Origin of the sequence: Leisingera methylohalidivorans DSM 14336 (assembly GCF_000511355.1) — a bacterium.
In the GTDB taxonomy this organism is placed as follows: Bacteria; Pseudomonadota; Alphaproteobacteria; order Rhodobacterales; family Rhodobacteraceae; genus Leisingera; species Leisingera methylohalidivorans.
The window spans coordinates 2775860-2793458 of sequence record NC_023135.1; the positions used below are offsets into that span (position 1 = coordinate 2775860).

The following is a 17599-nucleotide window of genomic DNA, read 5'->3' on the forward strand; positions in this document are numbered from 1 at the left end:
GCTGAAGGTCCCTGCCGATGAATATCAAACGCTCCACCGTGCTGCCAGTTCTGGTGATTGCGGTCGCGGCGCTGCTCGCCGCATTGCTGATCGGCGGGATGGCGATGTATGCATCCAGCCGGAAAGACGGGGTGCTGGAAACCTCGCTTGAGGTGATCCGCCGCGCCAGCGGTGTCAGCACTGGCATCACTGCCGCGGAAGTTTATGCGCAAGATGTTCTGGCGATGACGCGGCTGATACCGCAGGAAGAAGTGGCCAGCCAGTTTCAAGCGCATCTCAAGGCAATCAACAGCGATCTCAGCGCTTTGTTGGCGCAACCGCTGCCCGGGCCACTGCGGGCCGAGGCTGAAATCCTCAATCATACGCTGACGGAGTGGTGCGAATTGACGGTAGTGCTTTTGGGCATCAAACCTGCGCAGGACATTCCAACACTCAACAGATTGATGATGAGCAGCGAGGCCGTTACCCGGCAAGCTGCCACCGTGACCGGCCTGGCCGCTGTGCATGCGGAGCAGGCCGTCGCGGCAGCAAAACGGACATTGTCCCGCATTTTTGTCCTGGGGCTGACCGGCACTGCACTGCTTATGCTTGCAGCATTGATTTTTGCCATGCGCAAGGCACATGCCATATCCGGCGCGATGCAATTGGCGGCTTTTAAGTTGCGGCAGCTGGCGAGCCGGGAGCAATCTGCACCTTCACAGGAAGAGGGCGAGATTTCTGCCGTATTCGCGGCCTTGGACACGCTGGAATTCAGCTTGGCGGAAAAGAAGCGGATTGCCGAGCGGCTGCAGCAGGAAAAAGCCCGGGCAGAGGCTGCTACTGAGACCAAATCCCGCTTTCTGGCAACGATGAGCCACGAAATCCGGACTCCGATCAACGGGGTTCTGGGAATGGCCGAAGTGCTGAATGAAACCAGCCTGACACCCGAACAGAAATCCTGCACCGGCACCATCCTCGCATCGTCCCAGGCACTGCTGCGTATCGTCAACGACATTCTGGACTTCTCCAAGCTGGAGGCTGGAAAACAGCAAATGCTGGCACAGCCCTTCAACCTGCGCGACGTGATATATGACGTCGCCACGCTGATGTCGCCCAGCGCGACCGCCAAGGGGCTGGAGATCTGTATCGACATCCCGGAAAACACGCCAGCGGTCTTCATCGGCGACAGCGGCCGGGTGCGGCAGATTCTGATGAACCTGGTGGGCAACGCAGTAAAGTTTACTTTGGAAGGCTTTATCAGCATCACTCTCAACTACGACGCCAACCATGCTATTCCCCTGTGCATTGATGTGCGCGATACCGGTGTCGGCATCCCCGAAGACAGCATCGGCCAAATCTTTCATGCCTTCGAGCAGGTCGAAAGCACCACCGCCCGGCGTTTCGAGGGGACCGGTCTGGGCCTGGCCATTTCGTCGCGTCTGGCGCAGGCCATGGGCGGGCGGATCGATCTGAGTTCGGAGGCTGGCAAAGGGTCCTGCTTCACTGTCTGCCTGACGCTGCCGGTCGCCGCTCCGGTGCCGCCCATTGCATCGCCGCTTGCAGGCAAACTGGTGGCTGTAGCTGCGGACCTGGCATTTGCCCGTGACGCCCGGTTGCGCCAACTGGCTCTCTGGGGGGCCGGCACAATCGCGCTTCAGAGCATCGACGGCCTTTTGGCAAAGGTGGCCGCAATGTCTGCGGAGCAACGGCAGCCGGATCTGGTGCTGGTCGAAACCAGCCTGCCGTTGGAGCAAGCCAGAAGCCTGTGTCAGAATCTGCAAAGCTTGCCGGGGTGCAGGGACCTGCCGATCGTTTTCTGCACCGGTGGCCAGATGCTGGCTGAATATGAAGCACTGAAGGAGTGTAAGACCCTGCGTGTGCTGATGAAGCCCGCCCGCAACAAACTGCTTTTGCAGACGCTGCAGGAGGTCTTGAACGCCCGCGCCATCCCGGCTGCCGGCGCGGTGCTGCCCGGTGCCGGGAAAACAGCCGGACAATTCAGCCACTTGCGCCTTCTGGCGGCTGAGGACAACCGCACCAACCAGCTGGTTCTGCAGAAAATGCTGGCCCCTACCGGCATTCAGATTACTATTTGCAGCAACGGGCAAGAGGCCGTGGACGCCTTTGCCGCACAACCTTTCGATCTGGTTCTGATGGACATGTCGATGCCGGTAATGGACGGCCTCGAAGCCACCCGCCGCCTGCGGGCCTGGGAACAGGAGAACGGCCGGGCGCCCTGCCCGGTCCTTGCGTTGACCGCCAATGTGCTGAGCACCGACGAAGCCGCCTGCCGCGCCGCGGGCATGGTTGAGTTTCTTTGCAAGCCGATGCGGAAACAGCTGCTGCTGGAGCAAATTGCCAAGTGGACTGCCACCCCCACTGCCGCCGACGCAACGCCGCAGGCCCGCCAAGCCTGACACGCAGCGGCCCGGCCTGTTTCTTCAACTGTGATGCAATGGTGCTGACCAGCCTCAGAGCTCACGAAACGGCACAAAAACACACGAAACCGCGATACAATAAAGGTCTGCCCGAGTCCCGGCCTGGCTGCATTTCCGGAACCCGGCAGGCGTTTGACGGCGCCGCACGCACAGGGGTAGCGAGCCGCACACAATGGCATTTTTGGTGAAAGTTAATGAGTGATTGGGGGGGGCACATGTCCAGTTTACAGATCGGGGCCGCGCGTCCCGCTGATGGCTATGGCACACATTCCGATAATCCAGATTGGGGGCAACCGGTACCGGATTGCTGCATTTTACACTAGCCGCCTGACCTCTGATGGTGGCATGTCCGGGGCCGATCGGCCCAACCCGCGTGAGATTTCCAACATCCTTTCTGCGCAAGATGGCGGCACCGTAAATGCTGCCGGCGCGTCGGATGTCCTGTGGATCTGGGGGCAGTTTCTGGACCACGACCTATCGCTGACCGGGGCAGAAAGCGAGACCGCGGCAGATATCGAAGTCCCGGCGGGAGATCCCTTTTTCGATCCTTTCGGCACCGGTGCGGCGATCATCCCCTTTACCCGCGTGGCACGGCAAGACGGTGAGTACCTTAATGAGATCACCGCATTTACCGACGCTTCGATGATCTATGGCTTGACTGTGGAAACGGCTGCAGCAATGGGGGGCGAAGGCGGCAGGCTGCGGATGACCAAGGACGGGTATCTGAACCGGGATGGCGACAGCTTCCTGACTGGGGACGTCCGTGCTGCTGAAAATGTGGCGCTGTCCTCGATGCACACGATTGTCACGCGGGAGCACAACCGAATGGCCGGGGAACTGGCAGCAAGGGATTCCGATCTGACAGATGACCAGCTGTTTGGGGCAGCCCGCACCAGGGTCGAAACGCTGGTTCAAGGTGTCACCTTCAAGGAGTTTCTCCCTATCCTGATCGGCCAGGGCGCGCTGGGTGCCTATCAGGGCTATGACCCGGCCGTGAACCCAGGCATTGCAATCGAGTTTTCGACAGCCGTGTTCCGTCTGGGGCATGCGCTTTTGCCGGGGAACCTGCAGGTGGTGGGCGCTGATGGAACCGTTGCAAGCCCGCTGGCGCTGCGGGATGCGTTTTTTCAGCTACATCTGCTGCAGGAACCGGATATAATCGAAAACGTCATGCGCGGCGCGGCCGCCCAGGCGTCCGAGGCAATAGATACAATGGTGGTCGAGGATGTGCGCTCATTCCTTTTCGGCCCGCCTGGCGCAGGCGCGCTTGACCTTGCGGCGCTGAACATTCAACGCGGGCGCGACCTGGGTGCCGCCAGTTAAAACGGCCTGCGGGAAGCGCTTGCCCCTGAACGGGCAGATAGTTTTACCGATATCACGCAGGATACCGGGCTGACGGCCAGGCTGGCGGCGATGACCTTCAAGGGGGGGGCTGGCAAGGACAGCCTGTCTGGCAACAAAGGCATCGACACGCTCGACGGCGGCTTGCATGCCGACACTTTGACCGGCGGTGCCGACGGCGACTGTCTTCTGTTCCGGACCCGGCTCCACGGCAACGGCACCATCTCGGATTACGAACTTGACCAGGATGAAATCAAGGTAACCGGGCCGGTGCGCCGCACCTTGTTTGTCGAGGACACGGAAGGCGGTATGAAAATTTCAGATGGTGCAAACTGGTCCTTGCTGCTGGAGGACATCAGCATGGGCGACTGGTTTCAAGCCGGCGACAGCCTGTTCTGACCGCAACCGGCCTGACCCGCGGGCAACCTGAATGAGACCCGCCGCCCGCCGCATCGGCAACAGCCGGCCGCCGATCGGAAACTTCCCCGCATGCCAGTGGACCGGATGTCGTAAGTCCCCCATCGGCTGACGCAATCAAAGGACAGGTGCCGTTCAGCCCGCGCCTAGAATGCCCAATCAGTTTCCGCAAGGCCGCAATGCTCCGGCGGAAGGCGACAGGTATCGGGGAGGACGCGCCGCCATGAAAGACAAAACCACCACCACCGAACAGGCCATGGCACTGATCCGGGACGGGGATGTCGTAACCACAACCGGGTTTGTGCAAAGCTGCATCCCGGAAATGCTGCACGCGGCCTTGGAAAAGCGGTTCGTAGATGAAGGCGCCCCCCGCGACCTGACCCTGATCATGTGCGCAGGCGCCGGCGACAGCAAGGGGCTGGGCACCGGGCGGCTGCACCACGATGGGCTGCTGCGCCGGGTGATTGCCGGTAATTTCGGCCGGATGCCCAAGGTTGCTCAGGCAGCGCAGGAGAACAAGATCTGCGGCTACAACCTGCCGCAGGGGGTGATTTCGCAGCTCTACCGCGCCTGCGCCGCGGGCCAGCCGGGGCTGTTCTCCAAGGTCGGTTTGCACACCTATGTCGACCCGCGACATGGCGGCGGCAAGGTCAACAAAGTAACCGAGGAAGACATTGTCAAACATGTCGAAGTCGATGGCGAAGACTGGCTGTTCTACAAGGCCACCAAGATCGACGTTGCCTTTATCCGCGGCACCAGCGCCGACCGTTCCGGCAATATCAGCATGGAGCGCGAAGCACTGACCCTGGATTGCCTGGCGCAGGCAATGGCCGCGCACAATAATGGCGGCATCGTCATCGCCCAGGTGGAGCGCATCGTCGAGGACGGCTCGATCAAACCCAAGGACGTGAAGATCCCCGGCCTTCTGGTGGACTGCGTCTGCCTCGCCGATGACCCGGACATGCACCGGATGAACTATGGCGTGCAGCATAACCCTGCCTTGTCCGGTGAAATCCGGGTGCCGGTCGAAGGCATCGCCAAAATGCCGCTGGACCAGCGCAAGATCATCGCCCGCCGCGCCGCTTTTGAATTGCCGCCCAACGGGGCCGTCAACCTCGGCGTCGGCGCCCCCGACGGCGTCGCCGCGGTGGCGAACGAGGAGAAGGCCACCGCCTACATCACCCTCACCACCGAGGCCGGCGCGGTCGGCGGCGTGCTGGCAGGCGGCTCCAGCTTCGGCTCCTCGGCCAATGCCGACGCCATCATCGACCAGAACCAAATGTTCGATTTCTACGACGGCGGCGGTCTCGACCTCACCTGCCTAGGCATGGCAGAATGCGACGCCGAAGGCAGCGTCAACGCCTCCCGTTTCGGGGGCCGCCTGAATGGCTGCGGCGGCTTCATCAACATCTCGCAGAACTCCCGCGCCGTGGTCTTTGCCGGCACCTTCACCGCTGGCGGGCTGAAGGTCGCGGTTGAGGACGGCAACCTGCGCATCGTGCAGGAGGGCCGCAACAAGAAGTTCGTCCGGCTGATCGAACAGATCACCTTCTCAGGCCCATATGCCTCGCAGCGCTCGCAGCCGGTGCTATACGTGACCGAACGCTGCGTGCTGCAGCTGACGCCCAATGGGCTGGAGCTGATCGAGATTGCGCCCGGCATCGACCTGCAGAGGGATATTCTTGATCAGATGGAGTTCAAGCCGATCATCGAGAATGTCACCCAAATGGATCCTCGCATTTTCCAGGATGAGCCGATGGGCTTGATGAACGACTTGCTGAACCTGAACCTGCCGGAGCGGGTCACCTATGATGCCGCACGTCACACCATGTTCCTCAACCTTGAAGGCTGGAGCGTCAAGAAGAAGCGCGACGTCGAGGACCTCGCCCGGGTCCTGCAGGATGCCTTTGCCAAAAGCGGCCGGGATGTGAACATGGTGGTGAACCAGAACGGCTTCCGCATTGCCGAGGACCTGCAAGATGCCTACGCGGCCGCGGTCGGCCAGACACTGGAACGCCACAGCGCCTCGATCGCTCACTACACCACCAGCGCTTTCATGCGCCTGAAAATGCAGGGTACCCTCGCCAGCCGCGGAGTACAGCCGCATATTTTCGAGAGCGGTGAGGAAGCGCATCAGGCCATTTGGGGATCCTGACGCGGTGACAGACTGCGCCAGCCCGTGCCGGGCTGGCCACCCGTCCGCACCAGCCCATGCGCGCCGGAATGAAGTGGCCTGAACCCTCTTTCCTGCTCTTGGCTGGCACTCTGAAATTTCACGCTGAGGACCAATAAGCCCTTGATACAGATAGGGTTTCCAAGGGCATCAGACCGTCGCCGGCTGAAGAAATTTCGGGGCCATGCAGATTTCGCGAAGAGAGCGGGTCAGGAACTGCATTTTTTTTCAAAAACCCTCTTGCACCCCCCTGCAACAAACTTTAGACAGCGCCTCACCGATGGGGTGTAGCCAAGTGGTAAGGCAGCAGTTTTTGGTACTGTGTATCGTAGGTTCGAATCCTACCACCCCAGCCATCGGCCTCCTGACAAACAAAAAAAGAAGCCCGGACACCGACGAGGCCCCGAAGTGACCCAGTTTCTGCCCCGGTTGGTTTGAGCACCCCCGAAGCACCCGATGTCACGTTATACGGGTGACGCGGGTTGCCCCTCCCGAGTTACGGGAGAGGCGGGTTAGCTGTTTTCCGGTCGGGATTTGGGCATGGCCTCAGACTATAGCAGCCTCCAGTCCACCCCGTTCGCCCGCCGCTCCAGCTCATCTCTGAAGTTATCTCCCCGGTCTCCTATGTCTAAATGCCGTGGGTTCAGGCAGCGCCGGTTATGACATCGGTGCCGGATCACTTGGTCGCGGGTGGCGGCAAGCTGGTGGAGAACACAGTAAACAAACCTGTACGCACGATCTTGCTGGCCTTGAAAGCGGACCTTCCGGGGGCCGGTAGTTGGCGTGACCATGCAGCCATTTTCGTCTCGTTCAGTCTCATTCAGCAGTTCCTCCACTTTCTGGCAGGCTTCTTCATAGTGATTGACAAATAAGCTGGCGTACCATTCCTGGTTACGGTCCATTGCCACGAACAGGTCAGTATTACTCAATGATCTCAATCTCCTCTTCGGTTTTGCTTACAGGTTCATCGTAACCGTTAGGACCGAGAACCCGCCCGCCAGATACCTGATAGTCCCGGTGAACCCAGATCGCCCGACTATGATCGACACCGCCCCACTTAATCGCTCCGTCAACAGCCGGTGAGCAACGTGTCGAGCCATCCCAGATTGGTATGCACTGCTCAGGGTCATCATGCGCTTCCGCAATTGCCCGCTGAAACACGTCCCTCTCAAGTTCAACGGTTAGGTCAAAGACACCCGCCAGAAGGCGCTCAGAACTGCCTTGAACTTTTGTCAAGCACGTCGGCAGCCGGCTCTGCGGGCTCTGAGGCTATGTCACCCCAACACAGCTTGGACAGCCCGCAGCGTTGCTGCCACCACCTGATCAGCTTCCGCTCGGCTGAGGCAGAACGGCGGCGCAAAGCCCAGGATGTCGCCCTGCGGCATCGCGCGGGCGATGACCTTGTCCTGTTCCAGCAGTTTGGCCGAAATCTGCGGGCCGATTTTTTCAGCGGCATCAAAGAAGGTGCGGCTGTCCTTGTCTTTCACAAACTCCACCGCGCAAAGCATGCCCTCACCTCGAACTTCTCCGACATTGGCATGTCCTGACAGGGCCTCTGCCATGCAAGCGTTCAGATAGGCGCCGGTTTCACCGGCGTTTTGCACCAGGTTCAGTTCATCAATCAGTTTCAGGTTGGCAATCCCTGCCGCTGCACCGATAGGGTGCGCAGAATAGGTCCAGCCGTGGCCGATGGGGCCGTTTTCATCAGTGCCCTGCTCCAGCACCTTCCAGACCCTGTCCGAGATAATCGAGCCCGAAAGCGGCGCATAGGCCGAGGTGAGGCCCTTGGCGATGGTGATGATATCCGCCTCAATGCCGTAATGGTCCGAGCCGAACATGCTGCCGAGGCGCCCGAAACCGGTGACAACCTCATCGGCAACCAGCAGGATGTCGTGCTTCTTCAGCACTGCTTGGATCGCTTGCCAGTACCCCGCAGGCGGCGGCACGATACCGCCGGTGCCTAGAATCGGCTCTCCGATAAAGGCAGCGATGGTATCAGCGCCTTCGCGCTCGATCAGTGCTTCCAGCTCAGCCACACAATGGGCAACGAACTGTTCTTCGCTTTGGTCCAGATCGGCACGGCGGTAGTAATAAGGCGCTTCGGTGTGAATGACCTGCTCGACCGGCAGATCGAATTTCTTGTGGAACAGCTCCAGCCCTGTGAGTGAGCCGGTCACCAGCCCGGAGCCATGGTAGCCGCGCCAGCGGGAGATGATCTTTTTCTTCTGCGGGCGGCCGAGAATGTTGTTGTAATACCAGATCAGCTTGACGTTGGTTTCATTCGCGTCCGAACCGCCTAGGCCGAAATAGACCTTGGACATGTTCTTCGGCGCGCGGTCCAGAATCATCTTGGCCAACGTGATCGAAGCTTCGGTGCCATGGCCCACATAGGAATGGTAATAGGCCAGTTCTTTGGCCTGTTCGCCGATGGCCTCGGCAATTTCCTGACGGCCATAGCCAACGTTTACGCAGTAGAGGCCGGCAAAGGCATCCAGCAGCTTGTTGCCGTCGCGGTCCTCGATGAACACGCCGGAGGCGGTCTTGATCACCCGGTTCGGGCTTTCGCCACGGGCGTGCTGAGCCAGATGGGTCGAGGGATGGAAAAAGTTCTCGCGGTCCCACTGGTCGAGTTGGTCGTTCTTCAGCATCTTGCTTCCTTTCTCTTCCGCGTGAGGGTCAGGCCCAGTCGCGGCAAACGTATTTAATCTCGGTGAACTCTTCCATGCCCAGCCGCGCGCCTTCGCGGCCCAGGCCGGACTGTTTGGTGCCGCCGAACGGGATCGGCGCACCGGTCACCTTGGTGCGGTTGACTGCCACCATGCCGTATTGCAAGGCGCGGCTCAGCCGGTAGATCCGCCGCGGGTCGTGGCTGTGGACATAGGCCACCAGCCCGTATTCGCTGTCATTGGCACGCGCGGTCACCTCCTCTTCGGTATCGAAAGGGGTGATGGGGGCGACGGGGCCGAATGTCTCCTCGGACATGATCAGCGCACTGGACGGCACATCGGTCAGCACAGTCGGCTCAAAAAACAGCGGCCCCAGCGGATGGCGCTTGCCACCGCAAGCCAGCGTGGCGCCTTTGGCGAGCGCATCTGCCACATGCTCCTCCTGCTTCTGCACCGCCTTTTCATTCATCAGCGGGCCGAGGTCGCAGTCGTCCATGCCCCGGCCGATGGTCAGCGCTTTGGCAGCTTCGGTGAATTTCACGCAGAACTCGGCATAGACGGGCCGCTCCACAAAGACCCGGTTGGCGCCCAGGCAGTCCTGGCCGGACGTGGCGAATTTTGCCTTGATTGTCTCAGCGACCGCTTTGTCCAGATCGCAGCCCTTGAAGACGATCACCGGCGCGTGGCCGCCCAGTTCCATCACCAGCCGCTTCACGGTGTCCGCTGACTGGCGATACAGGAGTTTGCCGATATTGGTGGAGCCAGTGAAGGACAGCGCCCGCACGCGGGTGTCGCGGGTCCAGGGTTCGACGACGGTTGGCGCGCTGCCGGTCACCACGTTGAACACCCCCGCCGGGACGCCGGCGCGTTCCGCCAGCTCTGCCAGCGCCAGGGCGCTGAACGGGGTTTCACCCGAAGGGTGCGCCACCACAGTGCAGCCCGCCGCCAGCGCCGCGGCCGCCTTGCGGGTCAGCATCGCGGAGGGGAAGTTCCAGGGCGTGATCAGCGCCGCCACCCCCACCGGTTCGCGCCACAGCTCCACCTCGGCGTCGGGCAGGTGGCTGGTGACGCCTTCGATATTGGGGCGCTTGGCCTCCTCGGCATAGAACTCTACAAAGGCCGCACCGTAATCGATCTCGCCGCGGGCTTCGGAAAGGGGTTTACCCTGTTCCAGCACCATAATGCGGGCGAGGTCTTCCCTGTGTTCCAGTTGCAGCTCAAACCAGCGCCGCAGAATCGCGGCGCGCTGTTGCGGCAACAGGCCGGCCCAGGCCTCAAACGCCGCCTGAGCCGCATCCACGGCCGCAGTGGATTCCTCTGCCGACAGGCTCGCCACATGGCCCAGCTCAGCACCGTCCGCCGGATCACTGACCGGAAAGGTCTCGCCATTATCCGCGGTGCACCATTTGCCGCCGATATAGGAAAATGAGCGCACCAAGGCCTTGTCGGCAATCTCGGCACGGGCGGAGAGAGCAGTCTCTGTCATGATGTCCTCCTCATGTCTTGCAGAGGAGTGTGCCTGTTCACGGCAGAGGAAGTGACTGAAGTTAAGGTGCGCCGCAGAAGAAACAGCTGCGAGACAGGTGCTTTGGCGCGGGGTTCACTCCTGCTTCAGCAGAATATCCAGCGGCGGCGCGCACGCGCCTTTAACCGGCTTGGTCACGATATAGGTAAAGTAGCGGCTTAGGCCGATGCGGGCGTCCAGCATCTCGTCAATCAGCCGCTGATAGGCATCTATGTCGCTGGTAACGATCTGCAGCAGGTAATCAAATCCGCCCCCCAGCGCCCAGCAGGCGGTGACCTCATCATAGCGTTGCATCGCCGTCTCAAACGCGCGAAAGCTGGCGGCGGTGTGATCAGCGATCTCCGCTGCAACAAACACCGTCACATGCGGCGCCAGTTTCTTGAGGTTGATGCGAGCGCCGTAACCTTCGATCAGCCCGGCCTGCTCCAGCTTCTTCAGCCGGTCCCAGCAGGGGGTCGGCGACAGGCCGATCCGTTCGGCCAGCGCGGCCTTGGTGATGCGCCCCTCGGTTGAGAGCACCCGCAGAATATCAAGGTCGCGCTGATCCAGTTGCATGTGTTCCGCCCTATCAGGCGCCGGCGACGCCGACAACAGCCACGCAGTCACCGGATTTAATCAACCCGGGAAAGTGGCGGCTGATCATCAGGCCCGCGCGGCGGGCGCGGTATTCCACAGGCGGCTGCCCGGTGCGGTCCAGCGGCCAGACCCGGGCGATCAGATCGCCCTTGGCTACCACCTCGCCCAGATCGGCCATCGCCTCGTAAAGACCGTCGCCTTCGCTGAACAGGAAACAATCGCCGTCCGGCATCGACAGGTTCACAGTTTTATCCAGCTGCATCTCTCCCTGCAGGATGCCGAAGTGGATCAGCACGTTGCGCAGCCCCTTCTTGGCGATCGCATTGCTGCGCGCCGTCGACGACCCGCCGCCGCCCAGCTCGGTAGTGACCAGCACCTTGCCCATATCTTCGACCGCGGTGTCATACATGCCCGCACTGTCGATCTCCAAAAGCTGCACCGAATAGGGCGCGTTGAACGCCATCATCGCGGCAAAGCAGGCCTCCTGTGTCGCCTTGTCCTCCAGGATATGCGCGGCTGCAAAGGGCACGAAATCCAAGGTCTTGCCGCCCGAATGAAAATCCACCGCAACATCTGCCATCGGCAACAACGTGCGCTGAAAGAAGTCGGCGATTTTTTCGGTCACGGTGCCGTCAGGGCGGCCTGGAAACGACCGGTTCATGTTGCCTTTGTCGATGGGCGAGGTGCGGCTGCCTGCACGGAACGCCGGGTAGTTGAAGGCCGGCACGATGATCAGCCTGCCGGACACATCCTCTGCCTTTGTAGCGGCGGCCAGCTCATGCAGGGCAATCGGGCCTTCGTACTCATCCCCGTGGTTGGCGCCGGTCAAGAGCGCGGTCGGCCCGTCGCCATTCTTGATCACCGTCAGCGGGATCATCACCGAGCCCCAAGCCGAGTCGTCGCGGCTGTAGGGCAGCTTAAGAAAGCCGTGATGCACCCCGTCCTGATCCAGCGGGATAGTGGGGGAAATCGGATTTGGCTTCATGGCTCAGTCCTTTACCAGCATTTTGCGCGGCACGCTTGACAAGCATTCCGGCCCGTTTGCGCCGATGCGTATGCTTTCAGTGATCTCGAAACCCCAGTCCTCCATCCAGAGGCCGGTCATGAAATGGAAGGTCATGTTTTCCTGCAGCACGGTCGTGTCGCCCGGCCGCAGCGACATGGTGCGCTCGCCCCAATCCGGCGGGTAGCTGACGCCGATCGGATAACCGGTGCGGTTGTCCTTTTCGATACCGTAGGTTTTCAGAACCTTGAAAAACGCCTTGGCGATATCTTCGCAGGTGTTGCCGGCCTTGGCCATTTCAAGCCCCGCTTCCATGCCCTCCAGCACCGCCTGTTCCGCGCTCAGGAAGGTCTGCGTCGGCTTGCCCAGGAACACGGTGCGCGACAGCGGGCAGTGATAGCGGTGCACAACGCCTGCAATTTCAAAGAAGGTGCCCTCGCCGGGTTTCATCGGCTGGTCGTCCCAGGTCAGATGCGGCGCGGCAGCGTCAGGGCCTGACGGCAGCAGCGGCACAATCGCCGGATAATCGCCGCCAATGCCCAGACCCTCGTCATAGCGCAGGGCGGAGTCATAGATCTCCGCCACCAGATCGCATTTGCGCATCTCCGGCTCGACCTTCTCGAAAATCCGCCGGTGCATACGCTCCACGATCTTGCCCGCCTGGCGCATATAAGTGAGCTCGGCTTCGGATTTTACCGCCCGCTGCCAGTTCACCAGCGCGTTGGAGTCGGCAAAGCGCGCATTGGGAAGGTGCTTTTGCAGCGATGCAAAGGCGGCCGCGGTGAAATAGTAGTTGTCCATTTCAACACCGATGGCGCCGCCGTCCAGCCCGCGGTCCTTCAGCTGCGCAGACAGGTAATCCATCGGGTGGCGCTCGGTCGATTGCACATAATGGTCCGGGTAACCGATGATACTGACGGGATCCATGTAGCAGGTGAGCAAGGCACCGTTGGCATCCTGGCCGCGGCCGTACCAGATCGGCTCACCCTCCAGGCCAATAATAACGCATTGATGCACATAGAAGGACCAGCCGTCATAGCCGGTCAGCCAGTTCATGTTAGAGGGATCGGTGACGATCAAAAGATCAAGCCCGCGGCGCACCATCTCGGTGCGGGTCTTGTCCAGGCGCTCTTGGTATTCAGCGCGGGAGAAATACAGCTTGGGGTTTGCCATATGCGTGGGTCCTAGTTGATCAGCTGGTGAATGTAGTGCCAGCGCCCACCGCGTCTGCGCGGGCACCTGCAAGGGTTGCGATGGCGGGGTCCTGCACGCCGATGCCGGTGATGCCGGCAATGATGAGATCACCGTCTGACTGGAGGCCAGTGGCCTTGCCCGCGGTAATGTCACCCAATTCAGTGAAACTGCAGTCCTTGGAGATCAGCCCAGCCCCGATGGCGCTGCGCAGCTCGCACTTGACGGAACACTGTGTCTGGCTGCCAGGAACATAGGCGTCCGGCTTGGCTAGGCAGACGGGTTCCAATTCGCACTTGTGCTCCTGGTCCGGTCCCGTCGCGATGAGCAAATGTCCCGGCTGAAGCCACTCCGCTTTGATACCAGGCACTGGCGCGGGCGTGGTGGTTACCACGATATCCGCCGAAGATACCGCTTGGGCGATGCCTGTGCTGACCGAGATTTCAACCCCTGGCTCCTCGTGCAGATTGCCCGCCTCGGCCTCGGCCTTGGCTTCGTCCCGCGCCCAGCTCACCGCTTTTTTGGTGCCGCGTACCGGAGGCATAGCCTTCAGCTGCAACTTCGCCTGCACCCCGGCCTGCGCTGCCGCATAGGCCAGCCCGCGTCCCTGGTTCGCGGTGGAAAAGCCCACCCCCCCCGCCGCGCGCTGTTCGCCGGTAAGCGGTAATACCGCATTTGCGGCGCCGCGCAGCTTGAAGCTGCCGGTGATCTGAGAGCTTTCCAGGTCGCGCAGGAACAGCGCAATCTGCGGGAAGAAGATCGGTGCCACGGAAACCCCCAACAGCATTGGGATGGTCACCGGGAACCCCATCGGCCACAGCGCCGCGCGCTTGGCCGCCAGCCGCTCCACCCAGTTCGCTTTGGGCTCGGCGGGCAGGCTGTTGCACGCCGCATAGACATAGGTTGAAGCCTTAAGCAGCAGCAGGATCAGCAGCCCCGGCCCGATGCCTCCAATGAACAGTTCGGCAATCGATATGCTGGAGACCACGCCGCAGATGATCATGCCAATAGAGAGCGGGATCAGAAAAGTGATACCGCTGGCGATGACGATCAGCGCCAGCAAAAAACAGTCTTCGTAACCGGCCTGCAGTATTTGCGGCCGCAGCGAAGAGCCAATCGCAACCACCGAGGCCTGGGCCGGACCCGGCACTGCTCCGAACATGGTGCATGCGGCAGCGGTTGAGATCGCCAGCCCGCCACGGATGTGGCGGACAGAGGCCATCACCACATTGGTCAGCTGCCCCGCCAACTGATCGCGGGTCATGATGCCGGCGGTAAAGATAGGCATCGGCACCGGCGAGGCCAGGCGGATGCCCGGCGGCGTCTGCTGACCATGGTCTCGGTGCGGGCCAGATCGCCGGACGGCATCAAAAATCCGGCGATCGCGCCGGCAATCAGCGGGGCCTTCATTGGAAAGCCCATCAGCAACAGGACAATCATTGTCAGGAAACTTGCTACAGTCACGGACAAGCCCAAGGATTTCGATTTCTTTCACGTTCCCGTAGCCTGCTTGCACTGGGTCGATAGGCAGATGCGGGAAGTGCCCAGGTTGCGCACCGCGGCCAGCAGGTGCAGCACGCCGGTCATTGCGAAGCGGACTAGGTACCCAGAGCAGAATGCCCCTAACCAGAATCTGCAAGGCGGGCTGCACTGACTCGCGTGTTAGAGGCATTCCGTTCCCCTCAGGCCCCAAAGCCGCTGGGCAGGCAGGACCCGCTGAGCAATGTTTGCAGGCCGTGCGTCATTTGGCGGTAGCCGCCAAGTCTGTCGTCATCTGCGCCTGAATCGCTGCAGCTCTGTCGCCGCTCCTCTCAATGATTTGCTTTCGACCTCCAACCGCCGCCGTTTTGAAGCAACTGCGTTGCTCGTCGTTCAACACAGTCACCTGCATCTCCGGCTTCATTCCTATATTCATGGCTAGCGCACTCTCCCCCGCTTCCTGCAGGTAAACCACGGTGTGGGCATAGGCCGGCAGCGCCGCCTTCTGCGCCAACTTCTGGCCCTCAGGGCTCGGGCCGCCATGGAAGCCCTTTTTTGCCATCAGCGTGGTGGTTGAATTGTTGCGGCCGACATAGGAGATGCAGTCGGTGACCTCATAGATCTTGGTCGAGAAGCGGAAGAACGCCGGGCTCTCCTGCCCCTGGATCACATTGGTTTTCAGCCCGCCGCAAACCTCGCCCCAAGGCAGCGGAGACGGGGTAGCGCCAAAGGCCTTGTAGCTTTCGACCAGCAGCGGGTTAATCATAGCCCCGTACTTGACCTCGCCCCGATCGGCGCAGGCGGTGACCGGCGTCTCGGCCTTCATCGCCAATTCACCCTTGGGGAACATGTTCAGCAGCTCCAGCCCCTGATCGGTAAAAAGCGGTTTGAATATGCAATTTGGTCGCTTTGCTCTCCTTGTAGAAGCGCACTGGGTTATCCTGATCGGTCGGCAGCAGATACGGCACAAAAAACACTTGGGCCTCGGGGATCGGCGAGCTGGTGAAGCCCGGCGACTCCTCCACGAACCGAGGGATGCCATCCAGGGTCCGCTCCATGATGCCGGCCGGTGCGCCCAAAGTGCCATAAGGGAACAGCTGGATCTCGTGATCCGCGTTTGCCTTAATCTCTGGCTTAAATGTCCGCGCATAGACGCCCTGAACTTCGGTTATTGCTTCCGCAAAGGTATAGCGCCAAGTGGCGGCCTGCGTGGCGCCGCCCGTCAGCGCAATCCCCGCTGCCGCTAGGGCCGCGGAGGTGACTTTGACAGTTTTAGCCATGGTTTCCTCCCAAGTCCCCTTGGTGCCTGAGCACCGTTTCGTCAGGCCTGAAAGGAATTGTACTGCATGTCAATTTTTTTATTGTTGCAGGACAATCAGTATATAAAGGACGCACCCCCCTCCGGCGGGCGGCCCAGCATGCCGGCAATCAGCTCCAACGCCTGCCTGAATCGATCCAGATCCTGAATACTGCCGAGCGACAGACGCACCGCATTCGGCGGCGGTGTCTTTGGGGTCAGGAACGGCGCGTCCGGCGCCACCGCGACTTTCAGCTCACGCGCGTAAGAAACGAAACTGCCGGTGCTCCAGCCCTTGGGGAGCGGCAGCCATAGATGCAATGCCGAAGGGTGGCCTTGCCAGTGCCAGTCTTTCAGCACCTCTGCGGCGATAGCATAGCGCTCCGCCAGCGCGCGCCGCTGCCACTGCGCCAGCTCCAGCGCGGTGCCGTCCTGCACCCAGCGGGTGGCCAGTTCGCACATCAGCGGCGTCGCCATCCAACCGAACACGACAATCCGCCCGGTCAATGCCGGCAGCAGATGCTCCGGCGCCGCCATGTAGCCTGCGCGCAGCCCCGACACAGTGCATTTGGTAAAAGTCGTCAAATAGATTGACCGCTCCGGTGCAAGAGCGGCAACCGGAATCGGGCGGCCCTCGGCAACCGGACCGAATGCATCGTTTTCGATGATGTGCAGATCATGTTTGCGGGCGATCCCCACCAGCGCACGGCGGCGGTCTTCAGGCATCATTCCCGCCGTCGTGTTAGCCAAAGACGGTAGCAAAAACAGAACCTTAGGGTTGCCTCCCTTGCAAACCCGCTCAAGCGCATCCGGAAGGATACCATCCGCATCCACATCAACCCCTGCAAGGTTCAAGCCCAGATAGGAACACCCCGAAACCAGCAAATGGTGTGTGACCTTGTCTGACACCACGGTGTCGCCAGGCCGGGTCAGCGCCGATAGCGCCGCTGACATGCCGTGACTGACCCCATTGGTCATTATGATCCGCTCCGGCAGCACCTCCAAACCGCAATGCTGCAGCCACTGCGCTCCGGCGGCCCGGTGGGCGTCATGACCGATATTCGGGCGGCAGGACAGATAGTAGCTCGGATCCAACCCCTCCGGCAGGACCCTCAGCGCTTGCTCGAACCGTTCTGCGTGCTGCTGTGAAAATGCCGGGCGTGAAATCGACAGGTCGAAACCGCCGCCCCGCTCAGAGCTCAGCAGGAACGGCTGATCATTGGGCTTGTCAGGATCCAGAACGTAGCTGCCCCGGCCGACTTGGCCGTCAATCAGCTTTTGCCGCCGCAAACTTTCATATGCCTTGCTGACAGTGTGGACACTCAGCCCGAGATCATCGGCCATTTTGCGGTGGGTCGGCAACTGCGTCCCCTTCCTTAGCTTGCCGTCTGAGATTGCCCGTGCGATGGCCAGCGCAAGGCTCGCATGCAGGGGGGAGGTCAAGGTAGAGGGATCAGGACGCCAAATTGTCATGCAACATTTTACGATTCCCAGCAGCAGGTTCGCAATACAAT

At 61.0% G+C, this 17599-nt stretch carries 14 protein-coding genes and 1 tRNA gene; 5 read left to right on the top strand and 10 right to left on the bottom strand.

Going from position 1 to position 17599, the window contains the following annotated elements:
• Positions 1 to 17 precede the first annotated feature (17 nt).
• The 5 genes from METH_RS13725 to METH_RS13740 all read left to right on the top strand — a co-directional run bounded on the left by METH_RS13725 (position 18) and on the right by METH_RS13740 (position 6704).
• A complete protein-coding gene (locus METH_RS13725) occupies positions 18 to 2396 on the top strand; it encodes a response regulator (protein ID WP_044008432.1) in 2379 nt (792 codons plus the stop codon).
• Between the two features lie 366 nt (positions 2397 to 2762).
• Positions 2763 to 3740 (top strand): peroxidase family protein, encoded by a 978-nt coding sequence (locus METH_RS13730; RefSeq protein WP_052348708.1) that lies wholly within the window; start codon positions 2763 to 2765, stop codon positions 3738 to 3740.
• Positions 3741 to 3830: 90 nt separating this feature from the next.
• Positions 3831 to 4157: a hypothetical protein gene (locus METH_RS24825; protein WP_052348709.1), complete on the top strand. Its 327-nt coding sequence runs from the start codon at positions 3831 to 3833 to the stop codon at positions 4155 to 4157.
• A gap of 241 nt (positions 4158 to 4398) precedes the next feature.
• Positions 4399 to 6330, top strand: a complete 1932-nt coding sequence (locus METH_RS13735; protein WP_024091078.1) for an acyl CoA:acetate/3-ketoacid CoA transferase — start codon at positions 4399 to 4401, stop codon at positions 6328 to 6330.
• Positions 6331 to 6629: 299 nt separating this feature from the next.
• Positions 6630 to 6704 (top strand) — tRNA-Gln (locus METH_RS13740).
• A gap of 195 nt (positions 6705 to 6899) precedes the next feature.
• Here the strand turns inward: METH_RS13740 and METH_RS24570 are convergent.
• The 10 genes from METH_RS24570 to ehuR form a co-directional block, all read right to left on the bottom strand.
• Positions 6900 to 7277 carry an HNH endonuclease family protein gene (locus METH_RS24570; RefSeq protein WP_156927489.1) on the bottom strand — a complete coding sequence of 126 codons (378 nt, stop codon included), beginning with the start codon at positions 7275 to 7277 and terminating at the stop codon, positions 6900 to 6902.
• Positions 7278 to 7622: 345 nt separating this feature from the next.
• A complete protein-coding gene (locus tag METH_RS13750) occupies positions 7623 to 8996 on the bottom strand; it encodes an aspartate aminotransferase family protein (protein ID WP_024091081.1) in 1374 nt (457 codons plus the stop codon).
• A 28-nt stretch (positions 8997 to 9024) separates the two neighbouring features.
• Positions 9025 to 10500: an NAD-dependent succinate-semialdehyde dehydrogenase gene (locus tag METH_RS13755; RefSeq protein WP_024091082.1), complete on the bottom strand. Its 1476-nt coding sequence runs from the start codon at positions 10498 to 10500 to the stop codon at positions 9025 to 9027.
• Positions 10501 to 10614: 114 nt separating this feature from the next.
• Complete coding sequence (locus METH_RS13760) at positions 10615 to 11094, bottom strand: Lrp/AsnC family transcriptional regulator (protein WP_024091083.1); 480 nt, start codon at positions 11092 to 11094, stop codon at positions 10615 to 10617.
• 13 nt (positions 11095 to 11107) lie between these two features.
• On the bottom strand, positions 11108 to 12100 hold the full coding sequence (gene doeB / locus METH_RS13765; protein ID WP_024091084.1) for a N(2)-acetyl-L-2,4-diaminobutanoate deacetylase DoeB: 993 nt from the start codon (positions 12098 to 12100) through the stop codon (positions 11108 to 11110).
• A gap of 3 nt (positions 12101 to 12103) precedes the next feature.
• Positions 12104 to 13291 (bottom strand): ectoine hydrolase DoeA, encoded by a 1188-nt coding sequence (gene doeA / locus METH_RS13770; RefSeq protein WP_024091085.1) that lies wholly within the window; start codon positions 13289 to 13291, stop codon positions 12104 to 12106.
• Between the two features lie 19 nt (positions 13292 to 13310).
• Positions 13311 to 14597, bottom strand: coding sequence for a TRAP transporter large permease subunit (locus tag METH_RS24830; protein WP_245602889.1), 1287 nt, complete (start codon positions 14595 to 14597; stop codon positions 13311 to 13313).
• A 453-nt stretch (positions 14598 to 15050) separates the two neighbouring features.
• Entirely contained in the window at positions 15051 to 15638 is a 588-nt protein-coding gene (locus tag METH_RS24835; protein WP_245602890.1) for a type 2 periplasmic-binding domain-containing protein, read from the bottom strand.
• Positions 15622 to 16068: a type 2 periplasmic-binding domain-containing protein gene (locus METH_RS24840; RefSeq protein ID WP_245602891.1), complete on the bottom strand. Its 447-nt coding sequence runs from the start codon at positions 16066 to 16068 to the stop codon at positions 15622 to 15624. Before METH_RS24840 ends, METH_RS24835 begins: the two co-directional genes overlap by 17 nt.
• Before the next feature lie 95 nt (positions 16069 to 16163).
• Positions 16164 to 17558: a MocR-like ectoine utilization transcription factor EhuR gene (ehuR, locus tag METH_RS13790; RefSeq protein WP_024091086.1), complete on the bottom strand. Its 1395-nt coding sequence runs from the start codon at positions 17556 to 17558 to the stop codon at positions 16164 to 16166.
• Positions 17559 to 17599: the final 41 nt, after the last annotated feature.

Bases quoted from the DNA above. Each gene is read 5' to 3' on its own strand.
- METH_RS13725 (WP_044008432.1), top strand. From the start codon at position 18: ATGAATATCAAACGCTCCACCGTGCTGCCAGTTCTGGTGATTGCGGTC.
- METH_RS13730 (WP_052348708.1), top strand. From the start codon at position 2,763: ATGTCCGGGGCCGATCGGCCCAACCCGCGTGAGATTTCCAACATCCTT.
- METH_RS24825 (WP_052348709.1), top strand. From the start codon at position 3,831: ATGACCTTCAAGGGGGGGGCTGGCAAGGACAGCCTGTCTGGCAACAAA.
- METH_RS13735 (WP_024091078.1), top strand. From the start codon at position 4,399: ATGAAAGACAAAACCACCACCACCGAACAGGCCATGGCACTGATCCGG.
- METH_RS13750 (WP_024091081.1), bottom strand. From the start codon at position 8,996: ATGCTGAAGAACGACCAACTCGACCAGTGGGACCGCGAGAACTTTTTC.
- METH_RS13755 (WP_024091082.1), bottom strand. From the start codon at position 10,500: ATGACAGAGACTGCTCTCTCCGCCCGTGCCGAGATTGCCGACAAGGCC.
- METH_RS13760 (WP_024091083.1), bottom strand. From the start codon at position 11,094: ATGCAACTGGATCAGCGCGACCTTGATATTCTGCGGGTGCTCTCAACC.
- doeB (WP_024091084.1), bottom strand. From the start codon at position 12,100: ATGAAGCCAAATCCGATTTCCCCCACTATCCCGCTGGATCAGGACGGG.
- doeA (WP_024091085.1), bottom strand. From the start codon at position 13,291: ATGGCAAACCCCAAGCTGTATTTCTCCCGCGCTGAATACCAAGAGCGC.
- METH_RS24830 (WP_245602889.1), bottom strand. From the start codon at position 14,597: ATGCCTATCTTTACCGCCGGCATCATGACCCGCGATCAGTTGGCGGGG.
- METH_RS24835 (WP_245602890.1), bottom strand. From the start codon at position 15,638: ATGTTCCCCAAGGGTGAATTGGCGATGAAGGCCGAGACGCCGGTCACC.
- METH_RS24840 (WP_245602891.1), bottom strand. From the start codon at position 16,068: ATGGCTAAAACTGTCAAAGTCACCTCCGCGGCCCTAGCGGCAGCGGGG.
- ehuR (WP_024091086.1), bottom strand. From the start codon at position 17,558: ATGACAATTTGGCGTCCTGATCCCTCTACCTTGACCTCCCCCCTGCAT.